Consider the following 13233-nt stretch of genomic DNA (forward strand, 5'->3'; position numbering starts at 1 on the left):
ATCCTCCTTGATTCGTCTACGCCGTCAGTGAGCTCAGTGCGCGACCGGGCACGCGCCCGAGTAATCGACCGGCCAGTGCTTGATGCCGTTGAGCCAGCCGGACTTCAACCGCTCCGGCTCGCCCATCGGCTTCAGGTCGGGCATGTGGTCGGCAACCGCGTTGAAGATCAGGTTGATGGTCAGGCGGGCCAGGTTGGCGCCGATGCAGTAGTGCGCCCCGGTGCCGCCGAAGCCGACGTGCGGGTTCGGGTCACGAAGGATGTTGAAGGTGAACGGGTCATCGAACACCTCCTCGTCGAAGTTGGCCGAACGGTAGGACATCACCACCCGGTCGCCGGCCTTGATCTTGACGCCGGAGATCTCGGTGTCTTGGTTGGCGGTCCGCTGGAATGCCGAAACCGGTGTGGCCCAACGGATGATCTCGTCCACGGCGGTCTGCGGACGCTCCCGCTTGAACAGCTCCCACTGGTCGGGGTTCTGCGAGAACGCGACCATGCCGTGCGTGATCGAGTTGCGGCTGGTCTCATTGCCGGCCACAGCCAGCATGACCACGAAGAAACCGAACTCGTCGTCGCTGAGCTTCTCACCGTCGACGTCGGCCTGAATCAGCTTGGTGACGATGTCGTCGGTGGGGTTCACGCCCCGCTCCTCGGCCATCTTCATGGCGTAGCTGATGACCTCGAACGACGACATCGCCGGGTCGACGTCGGCGTACTCGGGGTCTTCACCGGCGGTCATCTCGTTGGACCAGCGAAACAACTTGCCCCGATCGTCCTGGGGCACACCGAGCAGTTCGGCGATGGCCTGCAGGGGCAGCTCACAGGACACCTGCTCGACGAAGTCGCCGGTGTTGGCCGCCGCAGCGGTCTCGGCAATGTTCTGCGCCCGCGCCCTCAGTTCGTCCTCGAGCCGTGAGAGGGCGCGCGGGGTGAAGCCGCGGGAGATGATCTTGCGCAGCCGGGTGTGGTGCGGCGCATCCATGTTGAGCAGGACGGCGCGCTGCAGGTCGACTTGCTCGCGGGTCATGGACTGCGGCCAGACCGGGATCGCGCCGTTCATCGCACTGGAGAAGACCTCGCTGCGCAGCGAGACGTCCTTGACGTCTTTGTGCTTGGTCACCAGCCAGTAGCCCTTGTCGCCGAAGCCTCCGGTACCGCCGGGAACGTCGACCCAGTGCACCGGCTCCGCCTTGCGCAGCTCGGCGAGCTCCTTGACCGGTAGGCCTCGAAGGTTCAGCTCGGAGTCGAGGAGGTCTAAGTCGTTGGGGACGGGGCAGCCCATGTGTCTACTCCTAGGGTGTCTGTTAGTGGGTTCGACGACGTTTGAACGACAGAGCCTGAACAACGCCGTCTAGTGCCGGATTGCCACCATTGAAACACGGCCCGACCGCAGATCAAAGGCAGTGCCGCATCGTCGCTTGTCAGACTAATGAAACGTGTTCTAGCCTGGCCGCATGGGTAATCCTGTCATCGTCGAGGCCACACGCAGCCCCATTGGTAAACGTAACGGCTGGTTGTCCGGCCTGCACGCCACCGAACTGCTCGGGGCGGTGCAGAAGGCACTGATCACCAAGGCCGGCATCGACGCGGGCGACGTCGAGCAGGTCATCGGCGGCTGCGTCACCCAGTTCGGCGAGCAGGGCAACAACGTCACCCGGCAGTCCTGGCTGGTGGCCGGGCTGCCCGAGCACGTCGGCGCCACCAGCGTCGACTGCCAGTGCGGCAGTGCGCAGCAGGCCAACCACCTGATCGCCGGCCTCATCTCGGTCGGTGCCATCGACGTCGGCATCGCCTGCGGCATCGAGGCGATGAGCCGCGTTCCCCTCGGCGCGAACGGCGGCGGTGCCCGCGCAGCATCCTGGGACATCGACCTGCCCAACCAGTTCGAGGCGGCCGAGCGGATCGCCAAGCGCCGGGGCATCACCCGCGCCGACGTCGACGCGCTCGGGCTGCGGTCGCAGCAGCTGGCCAAGCAGGCCTGGGCGCAGGGCCGGTTCGACCGGGAGATCTCCCCGATCGAGGCCCCGGTGATCGACGAGAACAAGCAGCCCACCGCTGAGCTGAACATCGTCAGCCGCGACCAGGGCCTTCGTGACACCACGGCCGAGGGCCTTGCGGCGCTGAACCCGGTGATGGAGGGCGGCATCCACACCGCCGGTACCTCGTCGCAGATCTCCGACGGCGCGGCCGCGGTGCTGTGGATGGACGAGGAGAAGGCCAAGGCGCTGGGTCTGAAGCCGCGGGCCCGGATCATCAGCCAGGCCAACGTCGGCGCCGAGACCTACTACCACCTGGACGGCCCGGTGCAGTCCACCGCCCGGGTGCTGGAGAAGGCCGGGATGAAGATCGGTGACATCGACCTGGTCGAGATCAACGAGGCGTTCGCCTCGGTGGTGCTGTCGTGGGCCGCGGTGCACAAGCCGGACATGGACCGAGTCAACGTCAACGGCGGGGCGATCGCGCTGGGGCACCCGGTGGGGTCCACCGGCAGCCGGCTGATCACCACCGCGCTGCACGAGCTGGAGCGCACCGACAAGTCGACCGCACTGATCACCATGTGTGCCGGCGGGGCGCTGTCCACCGGCACCATCATCGAGCGCATCTAGTGGCCCGCAAATGACTCCAGTTCCGGAGACCGACCGCATCGCGGCGGCGCAGGCCTACATCGACGCGCTGGTCAGTCATGACGCCTCGGCGGTCCGGTTCGCACCCGGCTGCGTCCGCATCGAGGTCGGGCTCAAGACCGGTTTCTCGGGAAATCATCTGCGCCGCAGCCTCAACCGCGGGCCGCAGTTCCGGTTGATCTCGGCGGCCACGCTGCCGAAATACAGCATCGACGGCGACGACGTGCGGGCGGTCTACGACATCATCACCAAGCCGTCCCTGTTCGGCATCCGGGTCTGCTCGCATGTCGACGAGGTCTTCCGGATCCCCGCTGACAGCCCGGACGGTAGTGCGGTGATCCACCACATCCGCGCGGGGATTCGTCCGTTCATCCACCGTTAGAGTGAGCCCGTGAGCAACCCAGACACACCAGAAAAGCCGAAGGCACTGGATTCGCCCGTCACCGGGACGGTGATCAAGTGGATGTCGCGGGCCAACACCTGGGCCTACAAGGCGACCGGCGGCCGGGTCGGCAGTAAGTGGCGGATGGGCACCAAGCATTTCGGCGACCTTCCCGAGGTGGGCATCCTCACCACCACCGGCCGCAAGACCGGGCAGCCGCGTGAGTCCCCGCTGTTGTTCCTGCGCGAAGGTGACCGGGTGATCCTGGTGGCTTCCCAGGGCGGGCGCGCCACCAACCCGATGTGGTATCTGAACTTGAAAGCCAACCCGCAGGTGTCATTCCGGATCCGCAACGAGGTGCTGACGCTGCGTGCCCGGGACGCCAGTGAGGCGGAGCGGGCCGCCTACTGGCCCAAGCTCGACGCGATGTACCCCGACTTCGCCAATTACCGAGCTTGGACCGATCGGGAGATCCCGATCGTCATCTGCGAGCCCTAGGGCCCTCCGGTGATCCGCGATTTGCGGCGCCTGCGGTACGGGGCAGTGGCTCTTCCTGCGGTCGTCGTGTTCTTCGCAGCGCCGGCGGCGTGGGCTGCCGAATCGATCACGCTGGAGTTCGTGCGGCACGGACAAGCCGGCGACAACCTGGTGATCAACAACGAGGTGCCCGGTCCCCCGCTCACCGAACTCGGTCAACAGCAGGCGCAGACCGTCGCCGATCTTCTGGCCGATGACGGCATCACTGGCATCTACTCCTCGATCATGACCCGCGCGCACGAGACGGCGGATCCCTTGGCGGAGCTACTGGGCCTGCCCGTGCATGAGCTGGCTGGACTCAACGAGATCGACGCCGGTTTACTCGCGGATCTGCCGGTGAACGTCGGCGGCCTGCCGTTCGGGGCGGTGCTGTACGCCGCGGCACCGATGCTGTGGGCGTTCGGTCTGTATTTCGTTCCGCAGCTGGGTTCCTCGGATTTCAACGGGATGGTGTTCCAGGATCGTTTCTCCGACGCGGTGGCCGCAATCTATGCCGGCAGCGAAGGCGGCGATACCGATGCGGTGTTCGCCCACGAGGGGTCGATCGTGTTCTGGACGTTGATGAACGTCGACAACCCCGATTTCGGCATCATCCTCAACGAAGCGCTGACCACGGGTGAGCTGCTGCCCTTCACCGGTGTCATCGAAGTCCGGGGCAACCCGGAGGACGGCTGGACACTGGTCAGCTGGGACGGGCAGCCGGTGGCCGAAGATCCGGGACTGCTCACCGAGCTCTTCGTCGATGTGCGCGACGTGATCACCGCGCCGCAGATGGCGCTCTTCCACATCTGGGAGGCTCTGCTCAGCGGGGACCCGACGGTATTTTTCGATGCGATCCAGGCCGGTGCCGACGACGTCGGCACGGCGGCTCTGCAATTCCCGGTCGAGGTGTGGAACGACCTGCTCGGCGCGTTCTGATCTGACCAGCCAACGGGAGAGAGCCCCGCACACACCAGGTGGGCGGGGCTCTCCCTGTCGAGACGCTTAGGGCGTCTTGCTGCCGTTCGCGCCGGTCGCGCCGGTCGCGCCGTTGGTGGCACCGGTGCCACCCGTGGCGCCGGCACCGCCGTTGATCTGACCGGCATTGGCGCCGATGGATCCCGGACCGGTCGGCAGGGCCGGGGTGACGACGGTGCCGCCAGTCCCGCCGGTACCGCCGACACCGACGGTGGTGCCGTTGCCACCGTTGCCGCCGGCGCCACCCTTACCACCCGACACGTTGTTGACCGCACCGGAGGAGCTGGTGGTTCCGTTGCTGATCGAGCCCGGGGGAGTCCCCTTGCCGGTCCAGCCCCAGCGGATGTTGCTGCCGTCACCGCCCTTGCCACCGGCGCCGCCGTCACCGCCGGTGCTGCCGGTCCCGACGCCAGCGCCGCCGTTGCCGCCCTTACCGCCCGCACCGCCGTTGGAGCCGGCCGCGTACTGATCGCTGCCGCCCATACCGCCGGCACCGCCCTTGCCGCCGACGAATCCGGTACCACCGTTGCCACCGGCACCACCGGTACCGGTGACGGTGATCGGGGTACCTGCCTTAGAGGCGTTTCCAGCGGTGTCGACGTAGGCCAGCGGCTGGATGTTTCCACTGCTGCCGCCCTTGCCGCCGGCACCGCCGTCGCCGCCGTTACCGGCTTGGCCAGCAGCCCCTTGGGCGGTGCCGGCACCGGCCGTGCCGCCGTTACCGCCGACGCCGCCGGCGCCACCGTTGGCACCGGTGCCGATGTTGTGACCTTGGAGCGGGTAGCCATCGTCGCCGTGGGTGGTGTAGCCGCCGTTGCCGCCATCGTTGCCGGCGCCACCCTTGCCGCCGTTGCCTCCGTTGGAGCCCACGCCGGTGGTGCCACCGCCGGCCCCACCGGCGCCACCGTTACCTCCGGTGCCACCGGCGCCACCCACGGTTCCGTTGCTGGCGGCCTCGTTGAACTCCGGGGACGCAACCCCGTCGGTGCCGCGACCGCCGTTGCCGGCGTCGCCGCCGTTGCCGGCCACACCGCCGTTGCTGTCGGCACCCGCCGTTCCGTTGGCCGCGCTACCGCCGGCCGCGCCGTTGCCGGCATTGCCGCCGGTCCCGCCGTTGCCGCCCTTACCGCCGGCCGCCGTGGCGTTGGCTCCGGTACCGCCGTTGCCGCCGCTGCCGGCCTTACCGGCATTGCCACCGGTGTCGGTGACGCCCGCACCGGCCTTGCCGCCGTCGCCGGCGTTGCCGCCGTTGCCGCCGGCGGAGCCGTTGGAGCCGGCCGTGGTCGCGTTGGCGCCGGTGCCACCGTTGCCGCCGCTACCACCGGCACCGCCGTTGCCGAGCGCCCCGGCTGCACCGCCCTTACCGCCGGCACCACCGTTTTGGCCGACGCCGCTGGCCAGTGTGGTGCCGGTGCCGCCGTCGCCGCCCTTACCACCATTGCCACCGGCAGTACCGGCCACACCCGCCTGGCCACTGGCGGCCGACTGGCCGCCACCGCTGTCGCCACCGGCACCCGCGGTGCCCGCAGCGCCCCGGTTACCACCGGTACCACCGGCACCACCGACGCCCGCCGTCGCCCCGGTGCCGCCACCAAGGCCCTTACCGCCGGCGCCACCGTTACCGGCGTTGCCGCCGCTGCCGGCGTTACCACCGACACCACCAACACCGTGGTGGTTGGCCGTGCCATTGCTGGCGGTACCGCTCGCACCGCCGGCGCCACCAGCGCCACCGTTGCCGCCCTTGCCGCCGCTCGTGGCGTCACCACCGGTACCGCCGGCGCCACCCGCCACGGTGGCGTCCGTGCCGGCCTTGCCGTCCGCGCCGGAACCGCCGTTGCCGGCGTTGCCGCCCTGGCCACCGGCGCCACCGCTGGCCGCCACCGCGCCCCGGTCACCACCGGCACCACCGACACCACCCTGGCCACCGTTGCCACCAGTGGCCGAGCTGCCCGCCGCCTGGGTGAAGCCATTGCCACCGCGGCCACCGGCACCACCATCAGCACCCTGACCATCAGCTGCTCGCGTAGCACCGTCGGCCTGCAAACCACCGACACCGCCGCTGCCGCCCTTGCCACCGTTGCCACCGGTGCCACCGTTGGGGCTGCCCGAAGTGGTGGCATCGGTGCCCGCGGCGCCCTGGCCGCCCTTACCGCCGGCACCACCGACACCCGCCGAACCGTTGGTGCCGTCGGTGGCTGCGCCGGTACCGGTGCCGGCCTTACCGCCGATACCGGCGTTACCGCCGTTACCACCGTCATGCCCGGCGCCACCGGCACCGTTGTTCACACCCGCGACACCAGCCGTACCCGCATCACCGGCAGCACCAACACCACCGTTGCCGGCATTGCCACCCGAGCCCGCAGCACCCTGAACGCCCGTGGTCGACCCCGTACCGGCAGCGCCACCGTTACCACCGGAGCCACCGCTACCCCCGGCGCCACCATTGCCATCACCGGTCACAAACGAGCCGGCCGCACCGTCAACACCGTTGCCGCCCTTACCACCAGCACCACCGTCAGCACCCGCACCCGACGCAGCATGCGTGGAACCGTCGGCCTGCAGACCACCCTGGCCACCGTTGCCGCCCTGGCCGCCGTTGCCCCCGGAGGTACCGCTGTCACCGGCGTTGACACCGTTGACACCCGCGGCACCCTGGCCGCCCTTGCCGCCGGCACCACCGACACCCGCCGAACCGTTGGTGCCGTCGGTGGCTGCGCCGGTACCGGTGCCGGCCTTACCGCCGATACCGGCGTTACCGCCGTTGCCACCGTCATGCCCGGCGCCACCGGCACCGTTGTTCACACCCGCGACACCGGCACTGCCCGCATCACCCTGAGCACCAACACCACCGTTACCGGCATTGCCACCCGAGCCCGCAGCACCGGTAGCACCCGTGGTCGACCCCGTACCGGCAGCGCCACCGTTACCACCGGAGCCACCGCTACCACCGGCGCCACCATTGCCATCACCGGTCACAAACGAGCCGGCCGCACCATCAATACCGTTGCCGCCCTTACCACCAGCACCACCATCAGCACCCGCACCCGACGCAGCATGCGTGGAACCGTCGGCCTGCAGACCACCCAGGCCACCATTGCCGCCCTTGCCACCGTTACCACCGGAGGCGCCGCTGTCACCGGCGTTGACACCGTTGACACCCGCGGCACCGTCACCGCCCTTACCGCCGGCACCACCGACACCCGCGGTGCCATTCGTGCCGTCGCTGGCTGTCCCGGTACCGGTGCCGGCCTTACCGCCGATACCGGCGTTACCGCCGTTACCACCGTCATGCCCCGCGCCACCAGCACCGTTGTTCACACCCGCGACACCAGCCGTACCCGCATCACCGGCAGCACCAACACCACCGTTACCGGCATTGCCACCCGAGCCCGCAGCACCCTGAACGCCCGTGGTCGACCCCGTACCGGCAGCGCCACCGTTACCACCGGAGCCACCGCTACCACCGGCGCCACCATGGCCATCACCGGTCACAAACGAGCCGGCCGCACCATCAACACCGTTGCCGCCCTTACCACCGGCACCGCCGTCAGCACCAGCACCCGAGGCAGCATGCGTGGAACCGTCGGCCTGCAGACCACCCTGGCCACCATTGCCACCCTGGCCACCGTTACCACCGGAGGTGCCGCTGTCACCGGCGTTGGTGCCGTTGACGCCCGCGGCGCCGTCACCGCCCTTGCCGCCGGCACCACCGACACCCGCGGTGCCGTTGGTGCCGTCGGTGGCTGCGCCGGTACCGGTGCCGGCCTTACCGCCGATACCGGCGTTACCGCCGTTACCACCGTCATGCCCGGCGCCACCGGCACCGTTGTTCACACCCGCGACACCGGCACTGCCCGCATCACCGGCAGCACCAACACCACCGTTACCGGCATTGCCACCCGAGCCCGCAGCACCGGTAGCACCCGTGGTCGACCCCGTACCGGCAGCGCCACCGTTACCACCGGAGCCACCATTGCCACCGGCGCCACCATTGCCATCACCGGTCACAAACGAGCCGGCCGCACCATCAATACCGTTGCCGCCCTTACCACCAGCACCACCGTCGCCACCGGAACCGGTTGCAGCCCGGTCAACGCCGTTGACCTCCAGGCCGCCTAGGCCACCGTTGCCGCCCTTGCCGCCGTTACCACCGGCGACACCATTGACGTCAGCGGCCGTGCCATCGGCACCGTCGGTGCCCCTGGCGCCGTTGCCACCGTTGCCGCCGACACCGGCCGCACCGTCGGTGCCGTCGGCGGCATGGTCACCACCGCCGCTGTCACCGCCGGCTCCACCGACACCGGCGTTGCCACCGGCGCCGCCGTTCTGGCCGTCACCGCCACCCGTGGACCCGTTGGCACCGTTGGCACCGTTGCCACCGTTACCGGCGTTGCCGCCGAGCCCGCCGACTCCGTGGTCACCGTCGACGTGGCCGGTACCCGCGGCACCGCCGTTACCACCGGCACCACCGTTTCCGCCATTGCCGCCGTCAGCGCCCGGGGTCTGACCGTTGAGGCCGTTGAAGCCGTTACCGCCGGCACCGCCGTCGCCACCGGTGCCACCGTCGCCCTGGTTGAGCTGCGTACCGTCGCCGGCGAAGCCACCGGCACCGCCGTTACCACCGGCACCGCCGTTGCCGCCGGCCGTTCCGTCGATGCTTCCGGCCGTGCCGTTGCTACCGATGTAGCCGCGGCCACCGTTGGCGCCATCTCCACCGACCGTGCCGTTACCGGCCTGCCCGTTGGCACCGGTCGTGCCGTCGCCGTTGTCGCCGCCGGCACCCGCCGCGCCTGCGCTGCCACCGGCACCACCGGCGCCACCGTTACCACCATCAAGGTGGCTCGCGGTGCCGTTAGCGCCCTTGCCTCCGTTACCGGCGTTACCGGCGTTGCCGCCGTTGCCGCCGGTACCGCCGGCGCCGTGGACACCGTCAGTGGCACCGTTCAGGCCGACACCGGCGTTACCACCGGCCGCACCTGCGCCACCCGCGCCGCCGTTACCGGCGTTGCCACCTTGGCCACCGTCACCGTTGTCACCACCGGCGAAGGTTCCGGTGGCGCCCTTGGCGCCGTTACCGCCGTTACCGCCGTTACCGCCGTTACCGCCTAGGCCGCCGCTACCGGCGTGGTAACCGACACCGCTACCGGCACCACCGTCACCGCCCTTACCGCCTGCGCCACCGGCCTCACCGTCGCCGCCGGACTCACCCGGCTGAGTTCCGCTGCCACCGTTGGCACCGTTGGGGCCGTTCGGGCCGGGAAGACCATCGCCGCCGTAACCACCGTTGCCGCCATTGCCCTCACCCGTGGCACTGCCCCCGGTACCGCCGTCGCCGCCGTGCTGCCCGCCGTCACCGCCGTCACCGGCGTTACCACCGTTACCGGTCTCGGTGCCGCCGGCACCACCGTCGCCACCGTTCCCGCCGTCACCGGTCTGGCCAGTGCCGCCGTTACCGGCGTTGCCGCCATTGCCGTTGGAGCCGGCGTCGCCACCATCACCGCCGGCACCGCCGTCGTGGTCGCCGTTGCCGCCGTTGCCGCCGTTGCCGCCGTTGCCGACGTCGGTGCCACCGGCACCACCGGTTCCACCGGAGCCGCCGTTGGAGTTGTCACCGTGGCCATCGCCACCGTTACCGGCATTGCCGCCGTTGCCGTGGCTGCCGGCGTCGCCACCGTTACCGCCGTTGCCGCCGTCGCCGTTGGGGTTCGTGTAGCCGTTACCGCCGTCGCCGCCATCTCCCGACGGCGTGCCTTCGGCACCGTCGCCACCGTCGCCACCGGCATTACCGGTGCCGCCAGCGCCACCGGTTCCGGCACCACCGCCGGAACCACCGGACCCGGCGTTGCCGGTGTCGCCACCCTTACCGCCGTTGCCGCCGTTGGGGTTCGAGGCGTCGCCGTCAGCACCCTTGCCGCCGTTGCCGGCCGAGCCGGCGTTGCCGCCGGCGCCGCCGTCGCCGCCATTGCCGTTGTTTCCGGCGTTGCCGTTGCTGGCACCGCCGCCGCTGCCGCCGGTACCACCGGCGCCACCGGTACCACCCGAGCCGCCGTTGCTGCCGGTACCGCCGTCGGCGCCGGGAGTGGTGGCGTCGTCGCCGTCCGCTCCGCCACCACCGTTGCCGGCGTCACCACCGGTGCCGGCGTTACCACCGGCACCACCGTTGCCCACGACCGAACCGCCGGCCCCACCAGAACCACCGTTGCCACCGGCGCCACCGTTGGTGCCGTCGCCACCGGCCTGCGACGGGTCGGTGCTGTCGCTGCCGTCGGTGCCGTTGGAACCCGAACCGCCGTTGCCGCCCTGGCCGCCATTGCCGTGGTCACCGGCGTTACCGCCGGCACCACCATTGCCACCGGCCGTACCAGGCGCAGCACCCGGGTCCTTGGAAGCGTCATAGCCGTTACCGCCGGCGCCACCGTCACCGCCGATGCCCGCCGTGCCGTCCGTACCACCGTTGCCGCCAGTGCCGGTGCCGCCGGCACCGCCGCTGCCCGCCGAACCACCGGTTGCACCCTGGCCGATGGCGCCGTCGTTGCCGCCGTCACCGCCCTTGCCGCCGTCGGGGTTGGCGGCATCGCCGTCCGCGCCCTTGCCACCGTTACCGCCGACACCGGCATTGCCGCCGTTGCCACCGTTACCGCCGTCACCGTTGGCGCCCGCCGAACCATTGGTCGCCGAACCACCGTTACCGCCGGTACCCGCCTTGCCACCGTCACCGGCGTTACCACCGACGCCGCCGTTACCACCGTCCTGGCCAGGCTGGGTGGCGTCGGCACCGTTAGCGCCAGTCCCACCGGAGCCACCGTTGCCACCGTTGCCGGCCAAGCCGCCGGCGCCGCCGTCACCTTCGACGGATCCGCCCTTGCCGCCTGCACCGCCGTTACCACCGGAGCCACCGGCAGTTCCGGAACCACCGGCGTTGCCATTGCCGTCGCCGTCGGTACCGCTGCCGTTCGCACCGGTGCTGCCGTCGGTGCCGCTGCCGCCATTACCACCCAGGCCACCGTTGCCGCGGTCACCGGCGTCACCGCCGACACCACCATTGCCACCGGAGGTGCCCGGTGCCGCGTTCGGGTCGGTAGAGGCGTCGTAGCCGTCGCCGCCGGCGCCACCGTTGCCCTGGGCGCCCGACGGGATCCCCCCGTCCTGGCCGTCCGTCCCGTCGGTCAGGCCGCTGCCGCCAGTGCCGCCGCTGCCTCCGGCGGCGGAGTTGCCGCCCTGGCCACCGTTGCCACCGTCAGGGTTCTCCGCGGTGCCGTGCGCACCGGCACCACCGTCGCCGGCCTTGCCGGAGTCTGCACCATCGCCCGCGTTGCCGCCGGCGCCCTCAGTGCCCGCCTTGCCGTGGGCCGAACTACCGGCGGCACCACCGGCACCACCGTCGCCACCGGCACCACCGGCGCCGGCGCTACCGCCCGCACCGCCGTTGCCGTCACCGCCGTTGTCGAACGTCCCGTCCGAACCGTTGGCGCCATTGCCACCGACGCCGCCGTCGGCGCCGGCACCACCGGCACCACCGTTGCCGCCATCACCGGCGATCGATCCGCCGGCACCACCGGCACCACCGGTGCCGCCCTTACCGCCCGATCCGCCGGCCTGACCGGCGTCGCCCGGGTTTTCGCCGTTACCACCGGCACCACCGGCCGCGCCGTTACCGGCGTTGCCGCCGTTACCGCCATTGCCGTGGTCACCGGCGGCACCACCGGCACCGCCATTACCGCCGTTCGTTCCCGGCGCGGCGGTCGGGTCGGACGCGGCGTCATAGCCGGCCCCGCCGTTACCGCCGTTGCCACCGCTGCCGGGGGTGCTACCGGCCGATCCGTTGTTGCCTGCGATCGCGCCGGACCCACCGGTTCCACCGCCGCCGCCGACACCGACGTTGCCGCCGTGGCCGCCCGCACCACCGTCGGGGTGAGCCGCCGTGCCGTCGATACCGTCGCCACCGTCGCCGGGAGCCCCGCCGTTGCCACCGTTACCGGCGTTGCCGCCGGCCCCGGTGGTGCCACCACCGGCACCACCATTACCACCGGTGCCGCCGCCGCCGCCATTGCCACCCGCGAAGCCGTCAGCGTGCCCGGCGTCACCATTGTTGCCGTCGAAACCGGCACCACCCACACCGCCGTTACCGCCGACGCCGCCCTTGCCGTCGGTCGCGTGGCCGCCGCCAACCTCTTGGCCGCCGGCGCCACCCGCGCCACCGTTACCGCCGTTACCACCGGCGGTGCCGTCGACGTTGTCCCGGTCGCCGTTGGCGCCGTCCATGCCGGCGCCACCCGCGCCACCGTTACCGCCGGTGCCGGCAGCACCATTGCCGCCGCTGACGCCCTGCTGACCGCCACCCGAGTCGCCGCCCTTGCCGCCGGCCCCGGCGTTGCCGCCGTTACCACCGGCGCCACCGTCGTAGCCGCCCACGTGCTGGGCGTCCCCGTTGGCGCCGTTGTAGCCGTCGGCACCGTTACCGCCGTTACCACCATTGCCGCCGGCGCCGCCGACGCCGTGACCACCGGTGGCCGCACCCGTGCCGCCGACGCCACCGGCGCCGCCGTCACCACCGGTACCGCCGGACGTACCATCACCGCCCGGGTTGGTGCCGTTGGTGCCGTTGAAGCCGCTGCCGCCCCGGCCGCCAGCACCACCGTTGCCGCCATCACCATCAGAGGCGCGGGTCACCCCGTCGGCTTGTAGGCCGCCTTTGCCGCCGTTGCCGCCGGCGCCGCCTGCTGCGCCTGCGGTG

Annotated in this window: 6 protein-coding genes; 4 read left to right on the forward strand and 2 right to left on the reverse strand. The window is 71.0% G+C overall.

Annotated elements, in window-relative coordinates; genetic code table 11:
* Positions 1-33: 33 nt before the first annotated feature.
* A complete protein-coding gene (locus tag ABW16_RS18285; RefSeq protein WP_047320601.1) occupies positions 34-1281 on the reverse strand; it encodes a cytochrome P450 in 1248 nt (415 codons plus the stop codon).
* A 172-nt stretch (positions 1282-1453) separates the two neighbouring features.
* On the opposite strand from ABW16_RS18285, the gene ABW16_RS18290 reads away from it, so the two are divergent.
* From ABW16_RS18290 to ABW16_RS18305, 4 genes are read left to right on the forward strand one after another with little or no spacing between them, the layout of a single operon-like run.
* Positions 1454-2605, forward strand: a complete 1152-nt coding sequence (locus ABW16_RS18290) for a steroid 3-ketoacyl-CoA thiolase (RefSeq protein WP_047320602.1) — start codon at positions 1454-1456, stop codon at positions 2603-2605.
* Between the two features lie 10 nt (positions 2606-2615).
* Positions 2616-3005 carry a hypothetical protein gene (locus ABW16_RS18295; RefSeq protein ID WP_047320603.1) on the forward strand — a complete coding sequence of 130 codons (390 nt, stop codon included), beginning with the start codon at positions 2616-2618 and terminating at the stop codon, positions 3003-3005.
* Positions 3006-3014: 9 nt separating this feature from the next.
* Entirely contained in the window at positions 3015-3503 is a 489-nt protein-coding gene (locus ABW16_RS18300; RefSeq protein ID WP_047320604.1) for a nitroreductase family deazaflavin-dependent oxidoreductase, read from the forward strand.
* Positions 3504-3548: 45 nt separating this feature from the next.
* A complete protein-coding gene (locus ABW16_RS18305; RefSeq protein WP_157864258.1) occupies positions 3549-4460 on the forward strand; it encodes a histidine phosphatase family protein in 912 nt (303 codons plus the stop codon).
* Positions 4461-4526: 66 nt separating this feature from the next.
* On the opposite strand, the gene ABW16_RS27830 is transcribed toward ABW16_RS18305, so the two are convergent.
* A complete protein-coding gene (locus ABW16_RS27830; protein ID WP_052956973.1) occupies positions 4527-13169 on the reverse strand; it encodes a hypothetical protein in 8643 nt (2880 codons plus the stop codon).
* Positions 13170-13233 lie beyond the last annotated feature (64 nt).

Source organism: Mycolicibacter heraklionensis (assembly GCF_001021505.1).
Classification (GTDB): Bacteria; Actinomycetota; Actinomycetes; order Mycobacteriales; family Mycobacteriaceae; genus Mycobacterium; species Mycobacterium heraklionense.